This is a genomic window from Flagellimonas sp. MMG031 (assembly GCF_040112705.1).
Lineage (GTDB): Bacteria > Bacteroidota > Bacteroidia > Flavobacteriales > Flavobacteriaceae > Flagellimonas.
On the sequence record NZ_CP157804.1, the window covers coordinates 502174 to 522767 of the forward strand.

The window sequence follows — 20594 nt, forward strand, 5'->3', positions numbered from 1 at the left end:
AGATATGTACGGAAAAATTAAAGAGCATTTGGCCAAAGAGTTGAAAGAAATCGAAGAAGCTGGCCTATTCAAGAAAGAACGTATCATTACCTCGCCCCAAGGTGCTGTGATAAAAATCTCCACGGGAGAAGAGGTCATTAATTTTTGTGCGAACAACTACTTGGGACTATCCTCCCATCCCGAAGTGATCCAGGCCGCCAAGGATGCCTTGGACACGCACGGCTTCGGTATGTCGTCAGTTCGCTTTATCTGTGGAACTCAGGACATCCATAAAGAACTGGAGCAAAAAATCGCCCATTTCTATGGAACAGAAGATACCATATTATATGCAGCGGCCTTCGATGCGAACGGAGGAGTCTTTGAGCCCTTGCTCACCGCCGAAGACGCTATTATCTCCGATTCGCTGAACCATGCTTCCATTATCGATGGGGTGCGTTTGTGCAAGGCAAAACGTTACCGCTACGCGAACAACGATATGGCCGATTTGGAGAAACAACTCAAACAAAGCAATGCGGATGGGGCCCGATTCAAGATTATTGTTACAGATGGAGTGTTCTCCATGGATGGTTTATTGGCCCCATTGGACAAAATATGTGACTTAGCAGATAAATACGATGCCTTGGTCATGATAGATGAGTGTCATGCTGCTGGATTTATTGGCGAAACAGGCCGTGGCACCCTGGAAGAAAAGGGTGTAATGGACCGCATCGATATTATTACAGGTACTTTGGGCAAGGCTCTGGGCGGTGCGATGGGAGGTTACACCACTGGTAAAAAGGAAATCATAGAAATGCTGCGCCAGCGCTCCCGACCATATTTGTTCTCCAATTCCTTGGCACCGGCCATTGTGGGGGCATCCATTAAGGTATTCGACATGTTGGATAAGGACACCACCCTACGGGATAAATTGCAGCACAATACGGAATACTTTAAAAAAGGAATGAAAGAAGCTGGTTTTGATATTATCGATGGTGATTCTGCCATAGTCCCCGTAATGCTTTATGACGCCAAGCTATCCCAAGATATGGCAGATATGCTGTTAAAAGAGGGCATTTATGTGATAGGTTTCTTCTATCCCGTGGTTCCCAAGGACAAGGCGAGAATACGTGTGCAGCTCTCTGCGGCCCACGAAAAGGAGCATTTGGACCAAGCAATTAATGCCTTTATTAAAGTAGGAAAGTCGTTAAATGTCATCTAAAATCGACGAAATGCAATAAATCTTCTGGCAAATGAGTCAAAAAAAAAGAAATTTAGATTTTGTTAATAAGTCTTAACAACTTACATTTGCTGCTGATAAACACTTAAACTTAAAATTTTGAGCATGAAACATCTTAGCAAATTATTGGTTGTTGCTCTTGTATTTGTAGGGATCAACAGCATACAAGCGCAAGACGAAAATAATCCCTGGCAGGTAAGCATAGGGGTGAATGCAATAGACGTCTATCCTACAAATGATGAGAACAACCCGTTCTCCAGTACTACATTGTTCGATGAGTACTTCAACGTAACCGATCACTGGAACATTTTGCCATCTGTATCATACATTGGCGTTTCCAAGTACATCGGTGATGGTTTCTCTGTAGGAGCTAGAGGTTCTTTGAACAGAATCGAAAAATTGGGAGACTTCGATGCCGATGATCTTTCTCACTACGCTATAGATGGTACCATTAAGTATAACATCCTTAAAAACACCGTAGTTGATCCTTTCGTAGAGATCGGTGGTGGTTATACTTGGGTTGATGAAATCGGTGCTGGTACCGTTAACGGTGGTATTGGTGTTAACTTCTGGTTTTCTGACAACCTTGGTTTCACACTTCAAACACAATATAAGCACGCTTTCGAGGATTACTTGGTAAAGCACTTCCAGCACATGGCTGGTCTTAGCATCAAATTTGGTGGTACTGACACTGATGGTGATGGTATCTACGACAAAGACGATGCTTGTCCAGAAGTAGCTGGTCTAGCGGCTTTCAACGGATGTCCTGATTCTGACGGTGATGGTATCGAGGATGCAAAAGATGCATGTCCTAACGAAGCTGGTTCCAAAGAAATGAACGGATGTCCTGATTCTGACGGTGACGGTGTTGCCGATAAAGATGACGCTTGTCCAAACACTGCTGGTCTTCCTGCACTAGCTGGTTGTCCTGATGCTGACGGTGACGGTGTTGCCGATAAAGATGACGCTTGTCCAAACACTGCTGGTCTTCCTGCACTAGCTGGTTGTCCTGATGCTGACGGTGACGGTGTTGCCGATAAAGATGATGAGTGTCCTAACGAAGCTGGACCTGCCGCTAACAACGGATGCCCTTGGCCAGATTCTGACGGTGACGGTGTACTTGACAAAGATGATCAGTGTCCAGAAGTTGCCGGTACTGTTGCTAACAACGGATGCCCAGAAGTAACTGAGGAAGTTCAGAAGCAATTGAACGACTACGCTAGAACTATCTTGTTCGATACTGGTAAGTCTTCTATCAAAGCAGAATCTACTTCTGTAATGGTTGACATCATCCAAATCTTGAACGAGTATCCTACTGCTAAGTTTACTGTAGAAGGTCACACTGACAGCGTAGGTAGCGACCAATTGAACCAAAAACTTTCTGAGGAAAGAGCTAATTCTGTTAGAAACTTCTTGATCGACAAAGGAATCGATGCCGGTAGATTGACTGCCATCGGTTACGGTGAAGAGAAGCCAATCGCTACCAACAACACAAGAGCTGGTAGAGCACAGAACAGACGAGTTGAAATCAACTTGGTGAAGTAATAAAAGAAACAAAGTTTTCTTGAAAAAGGCTCCGCAAATGCGGGGCCTTTTTTATTTTTAATCCATGCAGCAGACTTTTCTCGAATATGTGCTGGACGACCTGGCAAATAAGCAACTGGACATTACCCAATGTACCTTTGTGCTTCCTAGTAAACGTTCAGGGACATTCTTGAAAAAGTATATCTCCGAACGCCTTGTAAAAAACATATTCAGTCCAGAAATACTATCCATTCAAGAATTCATCGGAAATCTTACGGATATCAAGCAAGCTTCCAACATTGATTTGCTGTTGGCGCTCTATGAAGTATACAAAGCTTCGCAAAAAGAAAATCCGGACGACTTTGCCTCCTTCATGAATTGGGGACAAACCCTATTGCAGGACTTTAATGAAATCGACGGCTACCTTATTCCGGCGAAAGACATCTTAAATTACCTTTCCGCCATCAAGGAAATTAACCACTGGTCCACCAGCAAGGATAAATCCGAACTTGTGGAAAATTACCTGCAGCTGTGGAAGAACCTAGAAAGTATTTACGAACGCTTCTACGCCAGCTTGATAGCACAAAAACGCGCCTACCAAGGGCTGATTCAACGAGAAGCGGTAAAAGTACTTCAACAAGAAAGTCCCAAAGGAAGTGAATCAAACCCCATCATATTTGTGGGCTTTAATGCATTGAACAATGCAGAGTCCAATATTATCCAGCACTATCTGGAAACAGGAAATTCCCACATCTACTGGGATATCGATTCCTATTTTTTGAACGACCCTATCCATGATGCAGGCCTTTTTATTCGGAACTATCAGTTTAATTGGCCCTATTACAAACATGGGCACAAAATAACGCCACAGAACAACTTTCTCTCCAAAAAGAACATCGTTATCACAGGAGTACCCAAAAACATCTCACAGACAAAGTATGTGGGTCAATTATTGGGGGAGCTCGATACAAACAGCGAGATAGACATCAAAAAGACTGCCTTGGTCCTTGCCGATGAGACTTTGCTCAACCCGATATTGCATGCGGTACCAGAGAATATTCCAGAAGTGAACATTACGATGGGGATGCCCATGAACAAAACGGTGCTCTACTCCTTTTTTATCAGTTATCTGGAGCTTCAACTTAACGCTTCGGAGAATGGATGGTTCTACAAGCGCGTACTGGAATTCATTTCCAATCCGTATGCCTTAACGCTCTCCACTGAAGATCAGGGGAATTTTGCCCAAAAAATGTCCAAGGACATCAAAGAACATAACCTTATCTATCTCAATAAAGCGGCCCTAACGAAGTATCCAAAAGCTCAACCGTTGTTGTCGATCATATTTCCAGATACGGCCCTATCCCCCATGGAATGGATACAAAACAGTTTAACACTCATTGAGCGCCTAAAGACCATCTACCAAAAAGAAAAAAATGCGCTCGAACTGGAATATTTGTATCGATTTTATGCGCTTTTTAATCAATTGGGACAGTATTTGGACAAAGTGGATTTTATGGGTGAACTGAAATCCATCAAAAATTTGTTCAAACAATTGGCGAATATGGAATCCTTGGATTTTATCGGTCAGCCGCTGACCGGTTTTCAGATTATGGGAATGTTGGAAAGCCGAAACTTGGATTTTAAAACGGTTATCATTACCTCGGTGAACGAAGGCATACTGCCCTCGGGAAAATCGAACAATTCCTTTATTCCTTTTGATGTGAAACGGGACTACGGCCTTCCCACTTACAAGGAAAAAGATGCCATCTACGTCTACCACTTTTACCGCCTGATTCAGCGCGCGAAGAACATTTACATTACCTATAACACCGAACCTGATGTACTTGAAGGTGGCGAGAAAAGCAGACTGATCACCCAATTGCTCACCGATGAACGATTAAAAGCCAATGTAAAACACTCCATCGCCACACCAAAAATTACCATTGAGGCCAAACAGCCTATCCAGATCCAAAAGGATAAAAAGCTCATGGAGGATTTAAAAGTGTTTGCCCAAAAAGGGTTTTCGCCCACCTCGCTGACCAATTACATTAAGAATCCTATCGATTTTTACACAAGAAATATCCTTAAAATCAATGATTTGGATGAAGTGGAGGAAAATATAGCGGCCAACACCTTTGGCACCATTATCCACGATAGTTTGGAGCAGCTCTACTTGCCTCTCGTTGGTGAAACATTGACCGAGGAACATATCAAAAGCTTAAAAAAAGAAGTGCCCCAAGTGGTGCAGCATCATTTTAACAAAAACCTATCAGGGGTCGATGTTTCCAAAGGAAGGTTTCTGTTGGTGTACAATGTTATCCTGAAATATCTGTACAACTTCTTTGACAACGAAATGCACCAACTAAAGCGTCATCACATCAAAATACTGGCTTTGGAAGAACGCTATGAAGCCTTGATAAACGTTCCAGAACTTGACTTTCCCATCAAGCTAAAAGGAACTTTGGACCGTGTGGATGAATTTAACGGTACCATCCGTATCATCGACTACAAAACGGGAAAAGTAGAATCCAAAAACGTGAAAATATCGGATTGGGAAGACTTGATTACAGATTACGACAAGAGCAAAGCCTTTCAATTGTTATGCTATGCCTACTTGTATGCCAAAAAGCACGGCAAAACGGATGTCGAAGCAGGAATCATTTCCTTTAAAAAATTGAGCCAAGGGCTATTACCTTTTTCAGAGGACAAGGATACCCGAATACACTCGGATACCCTTGCCCAATTTGAAACTTATCTATTTCGATTGATTGGGGAGATTTGTGATGCCACAAATCCCCTAACAGAGAAAATCGACTGATTATTTTAGATCCGGACGTGTGGGACGCACCTCGATTTTACTGGGCAAGGTACGTGGATGCATCTTCAATAAATCAATGACCAACTTTCCAATGTCCTCCGGTTGAATTTTCCACGCATCCTTGTCGGATGGTTCATTATTATTGAAATGGGATGCTACCGAACCGGGCATAATGGTGGTGACCTTGATGTTGTGTGGCCTTAAATCGAGCATTGCAGCTTGGGTAAATCCGACCACGCCAAACTTAGTGGCGTTATAGCCTGCTCCCTGTGCAAAAAAGTTGGTGCCCGCCAAACTGGCCAAGGTCATATAATACCCTTCAGATTTTTTCAAGGCATCAACCGAAGCTTTTAAGGTATGATACACTCCATTCAAATTGGTATCGATCATTTGGTGCCATTTGTCATCACCCAGCTCATCAATGGGTGCAAAATGTCCAACCCCTGCATTGGCCATCACTACATCCAACTGTCCCCATTTATCCAATATGGCGGCGACTGCCTTTTGTTCATCTTCCAAATTGGACACATCGGATACCAATCCCAAAACATGGTCGGGACGGTCTAACCCTTTTACGGCAGTATCGGCACTTTCTTGACTTCGGCCACTAATGGCCACTTTCATGCCTTGCTCCAACAAACATTCGGCAATTCCGTATCCAATACCTTTGGTACCTCCTGTGATGTATGCTACTTTTCCTTCTAGTTTCATGTTGATTTTGTTTTCAAGTAAAGTTCAAAAAAGCAGGGACCAAATACAAAAAATCCATCCTAAAGGATGGTTAATGTTTGAATGTGGTGTGACTTTACTGAAAATTGATACTTTTATTTCATCTTAAAATTCGAAACCCATACCGTACCAGAAATCCTGAAGCGCCAACGGCTGCAGGAATACGGTGTGGGCATTTTTGAAGCCTTCCCCACAAAATCGGCACTGAAAAAGGCGTTAAAGAAAGGTTACATCAAAGTAGATGGCGTAATTGCCAGCACAGCTACACTCATCTCTGGTGGGGAGCAAATTTCCTTGGACATTCCCCTAGAAATCACTACTAAGAAATCCTTTGAATTTCCCTTAGAGGTGTTGTTTGAAGACGACCATTTGGCCGCTATCCACAAACCCGCTGGAATAGAAGTGAGCGGAAACAAGTTCAAGACCCTTGCCAATGCCTTGCCAAAAAACCTCAAACCGAGTTCACTTTCCGATGCCTCCATACCGCAACCCGTCCACCGATTGGATTATGCTACTACGGGAATTGTTTTGGTGGGCAAAACCGCTAGTAGCATTCGTGCTTTGAATAAATTGTTCGAAGAAAAAAAGATTGTCAAAACCTATTATGCCATTACCATTGGCAACATGAAACCAAATGGCAGGATTGAAACAGCAATTGACGGTAAACCAGCACAATCTGATTATGAAGTTATGAAATCCGTCCCCTCCGACCGTTTCGGCTTTCTGAATATAGTGAAATTGCATCCCAAAACGGGCAGAAGGCATCAGTTGCGCAAACACCTGTTCAGTATAGGTCATCCGATTCTTGGCGATAAGGATTATGGCTTAGACAAGTTGATTTTAAAAGGCAAGGGGTTATACCTGCATGCCTATTCCCTGAAATTTGAGCATCCTTTTACCAAAAACCCTTTACATATTACGGATGAGCTTCCAGAGAAGTTTGGGAAGATATTCGATGGCAAAGGAGGATAAAACTTTCGGGCAGAAGGTTCTTTGGAGATTTTAATATGCAGACCATTCCCATCGCTGCCAAACAATACTTCATTAAGGTTAAAATCAATATATTTAGGATTCTTAACTCTTTTATCTGCTAAATGAAAGCGTTGAAAATACGGTTCAAGAAAAAAAGACTTTACGCCAATTTGATTATAGGTGTCATTTGGCTTGTTTTTGCAGTAATCATTTTATTTACCGAATTTACCGAAGAAGAAAACCACTGGATGATTTATGTGTATCCCATTATCGGTTTTTTATATCTGGGGCAATACTGGTATGATTCAACCTTTCAATACTTAATTATCGACGATAACACTATCCAAAGAAATATTTTTTATGGGACGAACAGAAAAATAGCGTTAAAAGATATTACCTGGATAAAAAAATTCGCAGGTGATTATATCTTAAAATCCGACACGAAGGATATGCACATCGACCTACGCCTCATAGATGAGTCTTCGTTGGACGAATTGAACAAGGTTTTGGCCAATTTGAACCTACCCGCAGATAAAACTCCTTTTCCAAGTGCCTTTTAACGCTTTCGGTACAGTTCAAAAAAAATCATCAATAAAAAAACACCCCGTAAATGGCGTGCTTTTACGTTTTTGTGGAGAATACCGTCCCGATGGCTATCGGGAGAACCGGTGGCCTTTCCGAACGCCTTCGGAACGCTCTAGCCAACATCCTTCCCGACCAGAAACTCAATATATTTCCTGCTTTTCTTCCTTTTAATATCCTTTTCCCTGTTCATTGCTTCGCTTCGGGTGAAATACCTTTCTGTATACTTTACTTCCCAACCCTTTGCAGTTTTAGTGTATTTGGACCTGCCGCTATTATGGCGGTTCATCCTGTCATCCAAATCTTGACTGTGCCCCACATAATATCGGTCCAACGATTTACTATAAATGATGTAGACAAAATATTCCATAAAAAAAAGCACCTCACAAATGAGGTGCTTTTACAACTTTTGGTGGAGAATACCGTCCCGATGGCTATCGGGAGAACCAGTGGCCTTTCCGAACGCCTTCGGAACGCTCTAGCCAACATCCTTCCCGACCAGAAACTCAATATATTTCCTGCTTTTCTTCCTTTTAATATCCTTTTCCCGAGCCATTGCTTCGCTTCGGGAGAAATACCTTTCTATATACTTTACCTCCCAATCCTTTGCAGTTTTAGTGTATGTGGACCTGCCACTATTATGGCGGTTCATCCTATCCTCCAAATCTTGACTGTGCCCCACATAATATCGGTCCAACGATTTACTATAAATGATGTAGACAAAATATTCCATAAAAAAAAAGCACCTCACAAATGAGGTGCTTTTACAACTTTTGGTGGAGAATACCGTCCCGATGGCTATCGGGAGAACCAGTGGCCTTTCCGAACGCCTTCGGAACGCTCTAGCCAACATCCTTCCCGACCAGAAACTCAATATATTTCCTGCTTTTCTTCCTTTTAATATCCTTTTCCCGAGCCATTGCTTCGCTTCGGGAGAAATACCTTTCTATATACTTTACCTCCCAATCCTTTGCAGTTTTAGTGTATGTGGACCTGCCACTATTATGGCGGTTCATCCTATCCTCCAAATCTTGACTGTGCCCCACATAATATCGGTCCAACGATTTACTATAAATGATGTAGACAAAATATTCCATAAAAAAAAGCACCTCACAAATGAGGTGCTTTTACAACTTTTGGTGGAGAATACCGGATTCGAACCGGTGGCCTCTTGCCTGCCAGCAAGAGGATTACCATATCAATCCAATCCAAATAAATATATATTTTATTGTTTATCAGTATTTTACATAATTTCATGTTCATTTAAATTTAAATAAAATCACCCATTTGCGTGCAAATTGCGTGCAAATTTTTTTTACCTTTGATTAGGATGAATACCAATATAAAACTTTCTTTAGATACGCGTAGGAAGAAAAAAGATGACTCCTATCCTATTATTTTACGGTTAACCCATTTTCGAAAAACAACTTCCATAAGCTTAGGTCAATCAATAAAAAAGGAATTTTGGGATAATAAAAACGAGAAAGTTAAAAGAGCATTCAAAGGAACTTCATCAGTTAGTAAACTCAATAATCAACTCTTAAAAGAAAAGACCAGAGCGGTCGACATAATTAATGACCTGAACGAAAAGGACGAGCTTAACTTTTTATCCATTTTGCAGCTTAAGAAGAAGATTGTAAAAACCGCATCATTGGATTCATTTTTTAAGTTTAGCGAGGATATTGTCGATGAGTTAAAAGCAGCTGAACGTTATGGTAATGCAAACACATACTACGCGGTAATTAAGGTATTGGAGAAATTCGCTGATGGAAATGATATCAAATTCAACGAAATCAATTATGATTTTCTCAAAAGATTTGAGAACTGGCACTTTTCCAAAGGTAATTCTGTTAACAGCCTATCGACGTATATGAGAACAATCAAAGCGGTCTTTAACAAGGCCATTAAGTCTGATGTTGTTTCTAGAGATGCTTATCCTTTTACACATTATAAGATTAAAACTACTCCTACAGAAAAAAGAGCGCTTGACATTAAAAGCATCAAATCAATTATGCTTTTAAAACTGGAAGAAACGGATAGTCTGTTTCACTATAGAAATTACTTCCTTGCCTCTTACATGCTTTATGGTATTTCCTTTATGGACTTGGCTTTTTTAAGGGTTCAAAATATCATTGACAACCGAATTAAATTCCAAAGAAAAAAAACGTCAAAGCCTTATGATATTAACATCACGCCTCAGTTAAAGGAAATCCTCTCGTTTTATCTTAAGGATAAAGAGAGGTCTGAATTTATATTTCCAATCATTAAAAGAGCCACATTTGAACTTCAATATAAAGACGTCTTATGGGCACGAAAGAGATATAATAAAGGGCTTAAAGAAATTGCAAAAAAATGCAAGATAGAGCAGCGGTTAACCTCATATGTATCTCGTCATAGTTTTGCAACCCAAGCTATGCTGCAGGACGTTCCCTTACAAGCTATTTCTTCCATGCTTGGCCATAATCGACTATCAACTACTCAAATATATCTGAAGTCCCTGCCGAATAATATACTAGACAATTATAATAAGAAATTGGTTAAACTGTAGCCTTAACCCTTCCTAGTCCCAAATCCTTACTCACAACTTCAGCGCATGGATCCTATCCTATTTTTGTAGTGTTTGGGAAGATAAGCGTTTAGCAAAAATAGGATAGGGCGCTGTCCTACTTTTTGCTTTTTACCTGCAGCCATTTTTGGTACATTTCCTTTGCCTCTGGGCTTTCTTCAAAGAATGTCCCGTAGTGTTCAATGGCATCATCCTGACCTTTGATGAATGCTGCCTCTTCTTTCTTGGAAATCCTTGATACCTGATAGATGGAAAAACCAAGGACCAACAGGACCGTGACCAACATCCCCCAAGTAAGTTTTATGGCCCAACTGGGCAACAGGATTGACTTCTGCACCTTGTGAAGGATTCTTTGCATCAGTCTTTGCTGTTCCTCAATGTTGGTTTTTTGATTGTTGCCGTACTCCTTTAGAAGCGCATTTAACTCGCTGGTATCCGGCCTTAATGGAAGGTTTTGCAAATTTTCATGCACCTTTTCCAACCGGCTAATGCTCTTTTCAAATCCGTTGATCTCCTCGGTCAACAGTTCCGCTATTTCATCCAGTTTTGCCATATTGTTGTGTTTAGATTCCTATACCCGTGTCCCTGACCACCTTGATGGCCAATTTGATGGTTTTCTTAATGACGGTCTGGGCCAGACTTGTCGGGACATTCACGGTCTTGCCCAAAAGCTGCATGCTCTTGTCCTTGGCGATTCGTTGTGCCATGTTCCTTTCAAAGTTCATTTGACGTGCGATCCTGCCCATGGACATGGACCGGTGCACCTCGCTTCCTTTTAGGTTGGTTCCCTTGTACTCAAAACGGAAGCCCTGCAATTGGTTCTGCTTATTGATGCTGGGAATGACCTTTACATTGTTCTGCTCCATGGATTTGATGTACTGGTCAAAATCCCTTGGGCGGTCCCTGGACATGACCTTTTCATGGATCTTTTGTATTTCAGAGCGGACATGTTGCATCCGGTAGAGTTTTTCCTGCTGTACCTCCCTTACCGTGGTCAGGTCCATTTGTTTGGCCACCCGCTCGGCCATCTGTTGACTACGTTTTCCAATGAAACTGTCATTATAGGCCTTGCCCTGAAAGTTTATCCGGTTGGCATACAGATGGACGTGCACATGTTCCTTGTCCCTATGGACAAAGGCAACGGCCTGATGTTGCTTGAGGTTCATTTCCTTAAGGAACCTTTCGGTCATTTCCTTGAGCTGTTCCCTTTCGAGTTTCCTGCCGTCCTCGATGGTGGGACTGAGCACAAAGCTCAGCGTATTCTTCCGGCACAGCTCGTTCTGTTCTTGAATGACCTTGAACTCCTCGGTGATCTCTCTTGGGGTCTCCCCTGCCAGATATTGGCTGTGGATGATCTCCGATCCTTTCTCCTGGTTCATCCCGTAGCTCATCGAGGCTGCGGTGTGCGATATGGCTTTGCCCATGCCTATCATTTCTTGAAATTTAAAAGGTGTTGTCGTATCTCTTTGGCCAATTGGGTCGTTTCCTCTGCCAACTTTGGGTTCCGCTTCCGGAACATGTTCGTGATCAATTTGAAGTTCCGCTGGTATTTGACCAATAGTTTATAGGCCTCTATCTGTTCGTCCGTCATCCGCTCCACGATTCGGTCCTCGAAGGCCGCTCTTCGGCAGTACTCACTGACGGAAAGACCGCTTTTCCGGGCCTTTACCTTCAGCAGTTTCTTCTCGTAGACCGAGCATCGGAACTGGACGAACTCTTTCTTCATTTTCACATCATCTTTTGCGACCTACGGGAGCAAAAGCAAGATTTGTCATGACAATGACACATCTTGAATTCGCTGCCGAACTTCATCCTTCGCGTTTTTTACCTTCCATTCGTTCATATCCTTGGATCCCCTATAGAGAGAGGACATATCCCTACTGTTCGGGCACTTTTCCACTAAAAGTTCCGTCATCCCCATTCCCGATTTGTCCCTATCCAGAAACAGCTCCACACTTTCATATTTCCCTATTTCCTTTATCATCCGTTTTACAAAGGCCGTGGTGTTCAATACCAGTAGATCATGGCTGTTTACGATATACGGCATCAGCTCCAATAGGGTAAGCATATCGAACATGCCTTCGGTAATGGCCAAGCTTTTGGAATCGTTCTTTATCAATGTAACATCCTTTGGCGACGTGGACCCTTTCCAATAGCTGTTACGCAGTTCCCAGCCTCCAGACCTGTTCTGGAGTCCGATGCCAAAGTATGTCCGCTCCCCTATTCGATAATGTATCTCCTTGCAAAGTTTTCTTGCGGTCTTGATCGAGATATTTCTGGAGCTCAGATAGTTTTCTAGGGCCCGGTGCTCGATTTCCTTTATCTCGATAATCTGAATCGGGTTGGCCCTGTGTTCCTTTTTGGTTGGATTCGGCCGCCGGTGAAAAGAAAAATGGTCCATGTTCCCGGACAATCGTTCCAATGCCTCCCTTACGGAACAGTTCTCCATTTTCATGACCAGGTCTATGGTACTGCCCCCTTCGAAGGTCCCGAAGTCTATCCAATAGTTTTTCTTTAATGATACCTTGAAAGAGGCTTGGGCCTCGCTCCGGAACGGACTGAGGAACCAAGCTTCTTTTTCCGTTTTCCGGACTGGAAAGTGCCCCAAATTGGCAAGCGTGGAAACGATGTCAATGTTGCGGGCTTTTTCGCAGTCCATTCTTTTTTCTTTCATGGTTCTGTTTTTAATCGATTTTTGATGATTTGATGACAAACCTCTGGGAGACCCTATAAATACTGGTTGTTTCCCCGTCATCATTTTGTCATCGTTTCATCGTTTTTGTTTTTTTCTTCATGGTACCTGTCATCATTTTTTATTTTGATGACAGAATGATGACAAAGTGATGACGGCCTGAACCCTTATAAACATTGGGCTTATATCAATCTGTCATCAAATCATCAAAATTTTGGACCAAAAATTTCTTTTTTATGGTAAAGTACCTTCCCTTGGCGTCCTCGGTGTTTATCTCGCCGGTATTCCAGATTGTGATCTTTTGGTACTTGTTGGAATTGGGCTGGTTGTCCAGTTTCCAATCCTTTTTCAGCAACCGTCTCAATTGGGTCAGGTCGGTCTTGACCCTTGTGCGGTTGAGCATGTGCAGGGCATCGATGGGACAAAGGTCAACCGAGTCCATCTCGAACTTTTCCATGGCGCTGAGCAGTAGACTGGCCAGTTCCTTCTCCACCCTGTTCCGGTTATTGTTCACCAGTTTCTTCAACGCTGGTGTATGGACCTGTTTTGGCGTGAACCACATTCGTGTTCTTTGCTTTGTGCTGTACTCCCTTTTTGAAAGGAAATCCAAAAAGGCGGGTACCTCCTGGGCCAACTGGTCCAGGAAATCGGTGTCTTCTTTTTTAAGGGATGGGATTTTCCTCACCCAGAAACGGGTCTCATGGGCATCGATCTTGATAAAACTGTCCTCGTTGTTACTGCACAGAATAAATTTACCGAAGAACTCCACTTCCCTTTTGTCCTTGCCCTTGGCCTCCAGTTTGTTCCGGTTGGTGGTACTCAGATATTTGATGCGCTCGGTAAGCTCCTCTTTGTTGAACAGTACCTCGTCCACGCATATCAGCAACTTGTTGGCCCAGTCCGCATTGAACTGGCTTGCAAAACTGTCATTGGTCAGGTATGTCAGGTTGTTGCCAAAGATTTCCTTGAGCCATTTAAGAAAAGTGCTTTTTCCAGTGTTCCTTTCGGTGGAGACCAGACAGAGGATGGGGAGCACCTGCACTGGCCTTTGGTACAGAAGTTTCAGATAGTCCAGTCCCAGTTCCAACTGGTTTCCGAAGATATGCTTTAAAAAGGCCTGTGTTCTTTTGATGCTCCCCTCTTTCGGTTCGTGCGCCAAAGGGGAATAGGTATTATAAAAACCATGGTGTTCCTTTTTGAAATCTATATGGCAAGGAATACAAGCGAACCCGTCATATTTGGGAACCTTGCCCAGATAGTCCTTGCCATGGTCCTGTTTTATGATATGCTCGTTCCACGGGAGCAGCTGCTCGTTGAAATGTCCGGAAATGGTCGGAATCCTTACCAACTTGTAAAAAGTGGTCCCGACCCTTATGTAGGGTACTGTTTCCATATTGGTGCTTTTTGAAATTTTATGATTACTTCCACTTTTGGTGAATCCACAAATGATTTAAAGATGAATCTGCGGCTATGGATTTGAATCCCCGATCGTTTCGCTTTCCGGCAGTGGCTTACGGTAGTTTTGCAGCAGCCAACTGACTATCTTTTCCCTTTCAAAGAATATCAGTTTTCCATTGGGCTTGGAATGCGGGATTTGCCCCGCAGCAGTAAGCTTGTAAAGATAGCTTCTTGATATGCCAGTGTAATCACAGGCCTCATCAAAGGTCAGTACTTCTTTATTGGCGATCAACAACCGTTCCAAACGGTCGAGCCGTTCGAGTATCAAAAAATTGTCCATTTTTGTTTCTTTTAAAGATTAGAAATGAACAAAAGCGCTTTTGTTTTCTTTTGAAGAATTCTTTTGATAAAGATAAAAAGAGGGTAGAGGAAAAGTAAGATTGGACGATAGGTTTTATTCACAAATATCTGATTTTCTGGATTTTATGTCAAAACAGTTCAGATTAAACAGCATTGATGAATCCTTAGATTTATTTGGTTTTATTTGATACCAAATAGACCTATTCTCTAAATGGCCAAATAAGTGATTTAATAGAAAAAATTGGGGTTATCAACAATTAAGACTAGGGGAATTCAAAAACGGGTACTTTAAAAAAGGTAGATTTTCGTATTTGGATGTTTCAAGGTTTAATTCCTCTGGCATAAAGTCAAACATTTTTTGGGAATCGTTCCTTTCAGTGATTATTCCCCAAGCCGTACAATATTCTAGTCTTTTAAAATTAATTACTAAAATATTCGCCATCAGACACCGGCTCAAGCCATTCTGTGGGGCCATTTTCGCTACTGGAAACTGCGATGTGCGAGAAATCACTGTTAGGGCTTGCTCCATGCCAGTGCGGGGTGTCCGGAGGGCATTTTACCGCATCGCCTTTACGCAACATTCTTTTGGAATGACCTTTTTCCTGGTAGTACCCTTCCCCGTCAATCACTATGAGCAATTGTCCTGCAGGGTGTGAGTGCCAATTTGTTCTTGTCCCCGGCTCAAACCTTACATTCCCGGCATACATAGCATTAAGGCTATCTGACTCTGCAAGCATAGTAAGCCAAGCGATGCCAGTGAAATTGTCATTATCAATTTTTATTCCGTTAGGAAAAATGGAAACGTCTTCTACCAGAGGCTCTTTCTTCTTACTACACGCCGTAAGAACTAAACTAAAAGTTATAACCAAGTAAAATATTCGTTTTGTCATCTTAAAATGTTTTTTGCCCTTAGACATTATTCACGGTTTTCAAGTATTTGTCCTAAAATTGAAAGTGCAGATTCCGCTTTTTCTTTCCCTGCCGTGGTCTCTATTATCCGAGTGAAACTCTCCAATTGTTCCGGCTGCCAACCTACATTGAGCGAAAGGTTGTAATGACTTCTAAGCATAGGTTCCAAGGCACCCAAACTGGCAATAACCGATATGGTCACCAGCTCCCGCTGTTTGTAACTGAGTACATCCCGCTCAAACACATCCGCAAAAAGATGTTCCTTAAGGAATCTATCAATCTCGGGCGAAAATTTTTGATATTCCGTTTTCTCCTCCAATGGTCTTCCGACAAGTTCTTCCAAAATAGTCTTTCCACGTTCATACTTGGTTTCTGAATCGCTGATGGATGAGGCTTCTGGGCCCCAATCATCTTCAATTCCTTTCGATTTTCTTTCTTTCAACACTTTGAGAAGGGTTTGTAAACCGCGTATACTTCTCGGAAATCCGGCATATGCGTAAAGATGTACTAAGATCTCTTTTGTTTCATTAATAGTAAGATCATTATTCAATCCTTCATTGAGTACATCCATAAGCTGCACCAAATTACCTTGGGCGGTATGGCTAGCAATTTTGACAATGCTTTTTTCTTGGTCTGATAAACCTTCGTCGCTTAATATGATTTGTTGAGCATTGGAATGAAAACCAATAGTGAAGACTAATAATGACAACAATGTTGTAATCTTAAAGTGACTTTTTGAAATCATAGGAATTTTAGGTTTTGGAAAAGTTTTAGTCGAAGGAACGGTAATTTATTCCTCGAGTTTTTCTGCCACGCTATCATAATATTCTTGGGTAACTACCTCCGTCCAAGTGGTAGGTTGTTCTCCGCCATAGATGGCCAGATAGGTTACATCACTGTACTTAGTAGATGAGTGCCAGTGCTCGATGCCCTTTTTGCATCGTATCACATCACCTGCTTTAAGAATCACAGGGTCTTTTCCTCTTTCTTGATAATATCCTTCGCCGTTTACATAAATCAGGACTTGCGATGATGAATGTTTATGCCAGTCCAAAGTTGAATTCGCCTTGAATGTTGCTTTAGTAATGTTGAATTCGGTTTCCTCATCGGCCTGAAGTACACTGTTTAACCAAGCTTCCCCTATGTAATGAGTGTTTGGAGCCTTAAAGCCTTCTTCGTGGTATGAAGACACTTTGTAGTCACTCTGCTGGGCAAGTATGCAAATAGGAAGAACAAATAGTACTATATTAATTAGATTTTTCATTTTTATGATTTTTAGTTCAATTCTTTTTTAACTAGCCAATCATACATTAGGTTGGCTATAACTTGATTGTTCAAATCGGACATTGGAAAGTGTGTGTTTCCTTTTATTCCTTTTTCCGGCAATACAACAAGTGTTACATCCCCTCCGGCATCGTTTACTGCTTGTTTCCACTTGCGCGCCATCAAAAGGGCTGCACGCCATTGCTCTTGGCCAGGATTTTCTACTTCGGTTTCCGGAATATTATCCCCATAGTAAATAATGATAGGAATTTTAGTGAGATTTTCAAATTTCTCCATAGCGACGCCGCGGGCTCGCAACGTACCGCCAACATATGAAATAGGCTCTGGAACATTACCTTCTGGAAAAACAAAATTACTGCCGGGTTCAAAAGACACTATAGCCTTTATGTTTTCGTTTTCCAATGCTGTAAGCCATCCTTGCCCTCCGCTATGGGAATGAGTAACCAAAACACCATTGCCTATCTTGTCGAACAGCGCTGAAACGGCATCAATGTTAAGATTGATATTCAAGGGTCCCGTATCCGGGGTGCTCCGACGAAAGAACTGATTGAGTGCTTTAGGATCTTTGGAAAATTGTATGTCCGGATAGAATTCCTTTCCCTCACCCATTCTGAAAATTCCGAACCAAAGTTGGTCTTCTGTTCTGGCCTCTAGTGACCCAGCTTCCAAACTTTGACCTGCAAGGCCTCGTCTCGGTTGGTCCAACAAATAGACCGGAAAGCCTTTTCTTAGGAAAATGCTCTGGAAGCCTTCCCGACCGTCCGGAGTACTTTGCCAAGTACGCATAGACTGACCATATCCGTGCCAAAATACCAGAGGGAGGTCACTAGCATCTGCTGGAATTTGATAGAACACTGATGCGTGATCACCGTGCAGAGTTTGTCCTTCCGTGTTTTGATCTGTAGGATTAAACGCTCCGTGAGCAATAGGATCAAAAGTTCCGGGAGTTTCTTTAATGCTGCCTCCTACGGCGAACGTACCCTGTTCCTTAATGACAAGGAAAGTGCTATCCGAAGCATTGAAAGTTGAGTGGGATGTTTGATTGCTGCTCTGGTTCTGTTTGCATCCCACAAAACAAAAAGACAATGATAGAAATAGTAATAATCCTCTCATAAGACTTCATTTAATGTATTCATAAACAAAGGTATCGATTCCTATTTTCGCTTCTTGTATATCAATTACGGTTTTACTAACCATTATTACTGATTATTGGTATTAAGCTTGAGTTATCGCAATGCTTTCAGCTATCTTTATTCAGAATTTAATCGGATAATGAAAAATACCCTTTATATCAAGTCGGTTGCAGATTACTGTAAGTTAAGAAATTATGAGGTTGAGCATCCTTTAATATGTGTTGTGGATTTTGATAAAGTGAATGAAACAGGCTACACCAATAAGGACTACGACGCCTTTCATTATCATTGTTACGCTATCTTTTTAAAGGATGCCAAAGGATGTAAATTGATGTATGGAGGGAAACCTTATGATTATGATGAAGGTACACTTGTTTTTATGGGCCTGAACCAAATCATAGAGTTTGGGAATTTAGACGCTGATTATGTACCAAAAGGATACGCGCTACTCTTTCATCCTGATCTGTTGTTGGGGACTACCCTTGCTGAAAAAATACATCAATACAGTTTTTTCTCCTATACCTCAAATGAGGCACTCCATCTTTCTTCAAAAGAGCGTAAAGTCATCCTTAGTTCGATAGAGAAAATACAATTTGAACTGAAGCAAAACATTGACAAACATAGTAAGCACTTGATTACTGCCAATCTAGAATTGCTTTTGGATTATTGTACCCGCTTTTATGACAGGCAGTTTATAACTAGGGAAAATGCAAATAAGTCATCATTACAAAAGTTTGATGTACTTCTGAACGATTACTTTTCATCAGAAAAACCAAAAAAATATGGTTTGCCCTCGGTAGGCCACTTTGCTGAGCATCTACATCTGTCTCCGAACTATTTTGGGGATTTGGTCAAAAAAGAAACGGGAAAGTCTCCACAAGAACACATTCATCTAAAAGTGATTAACCTTGCGAAAGAACGTATTTACAATGCCGACAAAAATATATCGGAGATTGCCTATGAGCTAGGCTTTAAATATCCCCAGCACTTTAGCAGGATGTTCAAAAAAAGCACGGGATTCGCACCCAATGAATTTCGGAATCTTAATTGAGTCGTCATCAATTTCAACTAAGGTACAGATAACCCAACCTGTAACCGGAGAATTACCATGACCAAACTGTCCCTTAAAACGGTCTTTTTTTGATCCGGTTTTCTATTTCAAAAATTCTGTTATCGTTCGGTCCCATTTGTGGTCTCCTTTATTTGTTTCGTTAATTGACCTTTAATTGGACTTAGATTCCTAAATCGAATACTGAAGCTAACCCATGTAGTAGATATGATCCTTTTTCAAAGAATTATTCTAAAAAGGATTAAAAAACATTGAAATAGGGCAATTTTTATCAAATAATACCACGTTTAATTTAAAATCAGATATGCGTGCAAATTGCGTGCAAATAAAAAAAGCTTCAAAAGCAAAAAACTCTTGAAGCCTTATAAAAACTGGTGGAGAATACCGGATTCGAACCGGTGGCCTCTTGCCTGCCAGGCAAGCGCTCTAGCCAACTGAGCTAATCCCCCAAAGAGAGCGCAAAATAACTACTTTTTTCTGAAAGTATCAAAATTTGCGCTACTTCCTTAATCTTTTTTAACGCTTAGTACCAATACAGGTATCTTCACAAAGAACTCCGACTTGGGAATCGTGTTCTTTTCCCAAAGCTTTTTAAAGAACCCACGCTTTCTTCTAAAAACACATAATATATCGGGCTGCTCTTTTTGGAAGTATTCCGTTACGCCCAAGTACGTAGTTCCATTTTCTGTGATGGTCAACTGGGAGCTTAAATCCATCAAAGCGGTATTCACTTTTAAATCGTCCTCAGTATAACCAGGCCTTTTCACCAACAGTAGACTGACTTCCGACCTGAACTTGTTTTTTATAATGATCAACGGGTTCAAAATGCTACTTCGCTTCAAGATCCCCGATCCAAACGCGGTCAATATCTTTTTTGCAGGCTTAAAAGTGGTTCCTTTAGGAACGATCAATGTCGGAATCTCGGTCTGTTTGATGATTCGACCTGAAGTATTGCCCAAATAAAGCTCCTCTTGGATATCGTTGCTTTTTGGGGCGATAATGATCAAATCGATGCCCAGTTCCTTGTGAATGCTCTTCAAACCGTCAATAATATCGCCATTGTACGTGGCCATTTTAATGTCGATTCCCTTGGTATCAACTTGGTCGATGACCTCCTTTAAATGTTCCTTACTGCTTTTTGCCACTTTTTCTTCCACATTGGCCAAGCTGCCCACCGCCGTAGTCACGGTGAACACGTCCATCACATAGACCTTGGCTCCGAATTCGGAAGCAAAGTCGACCGCATATTGCAGGGTTTGATGTGAATCTGGAGAAGTTCCAATGGGTACAAGAATATTGTTCATGGTTTGGTGATTACGATTAAACCTTAAATTTACAATTT

At 41.7% G+C, this 20594-nt stretch carries 22 protein-coding genes and 1 tRNA gene; 7 read left to right on the forward strand and 16 right to left on the reverse strand.

The features are described 5' to 3' along the window. Positions 1-4: 4 nt before the first annotated feature. The 3 genes from kbl to ABNE31_RS02220 all read left to right on the forward strand — a co-directional run bounded on the left by kbl (position 5) and on the right by ABNE31_RS02220 (position 5558). Positions 5-1198: a glycine C-acetyltransferase gene (gene kbl / locus ABNE31_RS02210; RefSeq protein WP_349352203.1), complete on the forward strand. Its 1194-nt coding sequence runs from the start codon at positions 5-7 to the stop codon at positions 1196-1198. A gap of 123 nt (positions 1199-1321) precedes the next feature. Beyond that, a complete protein-coding gene (locus ABNE31_RS02215; protein WP_349352204.1) occupies positions 1322-2761 on the forward strand; it encodes an OmpA family protein in 1440 nt (479 codons plus the stop codon). A gap of 64 nt (positions 2762-2825) precedes the next feature. Then, on the forward strand, positions 2826-5558 hold the full coding sequence (locus ABNE31_RS02220; RefSeq protein WP_349352205.1) for a PD-(D/E)XK nuclease family protein: 2733 nt from the start codon (positions 2826-2828) through the stop codon (positions 5556-5558). Here the strand turns inward: ABNE31_RS02220 and ABNE31_RS02225 are convergent, their stop codons facing one another. Beyond that, positions 5559-6269 carry an SDR family oxidoreductase gene (locus tag ABNE31_RS02225; RefSeq protein WP_349352206.1) on the reverse strand — a complete coding sequence of 237 codons (711 nt, stop codon included), beginning with the start codon at positions 6267-6269 and terminating at the stop codon, positions 5559-5561. A gap of 186 nt (positions 6270-6455) precedes the next feature. Between ABNE31_RS02225 and ABNE31_RS02230 the strand changes: the two genes are divergently transcribed. Both ABNE31_RS02230 and ABNE31_RS02235 read left to right on the forward strand, forming a co-directional pair. After that, positions 6456-7259 carry an RluA family pseudouridine synthase gene (locus tag ABNE31_RS02230; RefSeq protein WP_349352207.1) on the forward strand — a complete coding sequence of 268 codons (804 nt, stop codon included), beginning with the start codon at positions 6456-6458 and terminating at the stop codon, positions 7257-7259. A gap of 122 nt (positions 7260-7381) precedes the next feature. Then, positions 7382-7819: a hypothetical protein gene (locus tag ABNE31_RS02235; protein WP_349352208.1), complete on the forward strand. Its 438-nt coding sequence runs from the start codon at positions 7382-7384 to the stop codon at positions 7817-7819. A 137-nt stretch (positions 7820-7956) separates the two neighbouring features. On the opposite strand, the gene ABNE31_RS02240 is transcribed toward ABNE31_RS02235, so the two are convergent. From ABNE31_RS02240 to ABNE31_RS02250, 3 genes are all read right to left on the reverse strand, one after another. Then, positions 7957-8211: a GIY-YIG nuclease family protein gene (locus ABNE31_RS02240; RefSeq protein ID WP_349352209.1), complete on the reverse strand. Its 255-nt coding sequence runs from the start codon at positions 8209-8211 to the stop codon at positions 7957-7959. 108 nt (positions 8212-8319) lie between these two features. Further along, entirely contained in the window at positions 8320-8574 is a 255-nt protein-coding gene (locus ABNE31_RS02245) for a GIY-YIG nuclease family protein (protein ID WP_349352210.1), read from the reverse strand. A gap of 109 nt (positions 8575-8683) precedes the next feature. Next, entirely contained in the window at positions 8684-8938 is a 255-nt protein-coding gene (locus ABNE31_RS02250) for a GIY-YIG nuclease family protein (RefSeq protein WP_349352210.1), read from the reverse strand. 233 nt (positions 8939-9171) lie between these two features. Here ABNE31_RS02250 and ABNE31_RS02255 point away from each other — a divergent pair, with 233 nt between their 5' ends. Then, positions 9172-10389 carry a site-specific integrase gene (locus ABNE31_RS02255; RefSeq protein WP_349352211.1) on the forward strand — a complete coding sequence of 406 codons (1218 nt, stop codon included), beginning with the start codon at positions 9172-9174 and terminating at the stop codon, positions 10387-10389. A gap of 115 nt (positions 10390-10504) precedes the next feature. Here ABNE31_RS02255 and ABNE31_RS02260 read toward each other — a convergent pair whose 3' ends face one another. The 10 genes from ABNE31_RS02260 to ABNE31_RS02305 all read right to left on the reverse strand — a co-directional run bounded on the left by ABNE31_RS02260 (position 10505) and on the right by ABNE31_RS02305 (position 18163). Further along, positions 10505-10960, reverse strand: coding sequence for a DUF6730 family protein (locus tag ABNE31_RS02260; RefSeq protein ID WP_349352212.1), 456 nt, complete (start codon positions 10958-10960; stop codon positions 10505-10507). Between the two features lie 10 nt (positions 10961-10970). Beyond that, on the reverse strand, positions 10971-11831 hold the full coding sequence (locus ABNE31_RS02265) for a relaxase/mobilization nuclease domain-containing protein (RefSeq protein ID WP_349352213.1): 861 nt from the start codon (positions 11829-11831) through the stop codon (positions 10971-10973). A 5-nt stretch (positions 11832-11836) separates the two neighbouring features. Beyond that, complete coding sequence (gene mbpA, locus ABNE31_RS02270) at positions 11837-12133, reverse strand: mobilization protein MbpA (protein ID WP_349352214.1); 297 nt, start codon at positions 12131-12133, stop codon at positions 11837-11839. 45 nt (positions 12134-12178) lie between these two features. Then, a complete protein-coding gene (locus tag ABNE31_RS02275) occupies positions 12179-13081 on the reverse strand; it encodes a CHC2 zinc finger domain-containing protein (RefSeq protein ID WP_349352215.1) in 903 nt (300 codons plus the stop codon). A gap of 205 nt (positions 13082-13286) precedes the next feature. Further along, positions 13287-14492: a primase-helicase family protein gene (locus ABNE31_RS02280; protein ID WP_349352216.1), complete on the reverse strand. Its 1206-nt coding sequence runs from the start codon at positions 14490-14492 to the stop codon at positions 13287-13289. Between the two features lie 75 nt (positions 14493-14567). Further along, positions 14568-14837, reverse strand: coding sequence for a helix-turn-helix domain-containing protein (locus tag ABNE31_RS02285; RefSeq protein WP_349352217.1), 270 nt, complete (start codon positions 14835-14837; stop codon positions 14568-14570). A gap of 439 nt (positions 14838-15276) precedes the next feature. Next, positions 15277-15747, reverse strand: a complete 471-nt coding sequence (locus ABNE31_RS02290) for a cupin domain-containing protein (protein WP_349352218.1) — start codon at positions 15745-15747, stop codon at positions 15277-15279. Between the two features lie 26 nt (positions 15748-15773). Continuing rightward, the gene (locus ABNE31_RS02295) at positions 15774-16511 is read right to left on the reverse strand and encodes a carboxymuconolactone decarboxylase family protein (RefSeq protein ID WP_349352219.1); all 738 of its coding nucleotides are present in this window, start codon (positions 16509-16511) and stop codon (positions 15774-15776) included. Positions 16512-16556: 45 nt separating this feature from the next. Next, a complete protein-coding gene (locus tag ABNE31_RS02300; protein ID WP_349352220.1) occupies positions 16557-17030 on the reverse strand; it encodes a cupin domain-containing protein in 474 nt (157 codons plus the stop codon). 11 nt (positions 17031-17041) lie between these two features. Next, positions 17042-18163, reverse strand: coding sequence for an alpha/beta fold hydrolase (locus ABNE31_RS02305; protein ID WP_349352221.1), 1122 nt, complete (start codon positions 18161-18163; stop codon positions 17042-17044). Between the two features lie 159 nt (positions 18164-18322). Here ABNE31_RS02305 and ABNE31_RS02310 point away from each other — a divergent pair, with 159 nt between their 5' ends. Continuing rightward, positions 18323-19234, forward strand: a complete 912-nt coding sequence (locus ABNE31_RS02310; protein WP_349352222.1) for a helix-turn-helix domain-containing protein — start codon at positions 18323-18325, stop codon at positions 19232-19234. Positions 19235-19624: 390 nt separating this feature from the next. Here ABNE31_RS02310 and ABNE31_RS02315 read toward each other — a convergent pair. Both ABNE31_RS02315 and ABNE31_RS02320 read right to left on the reverse strand, forming a co-directional pair. Then, positions 19625-19701: transfer RNA gene (locus ABNE31_RS02315), tRNA-Ala, on the reverse strand. Between the two features lie 57 nt (positions 19702-19758). Beyond that, entirely contained in the window at positions 19759-20556 is a 798-nt protein-coding gene (locus tag ABNE31_RS02320; protein WP_293281011.1) for a universal stress protein, read from the reverse strand. Positions 20557-20594 lie beyond the last annotated feature (38 nt).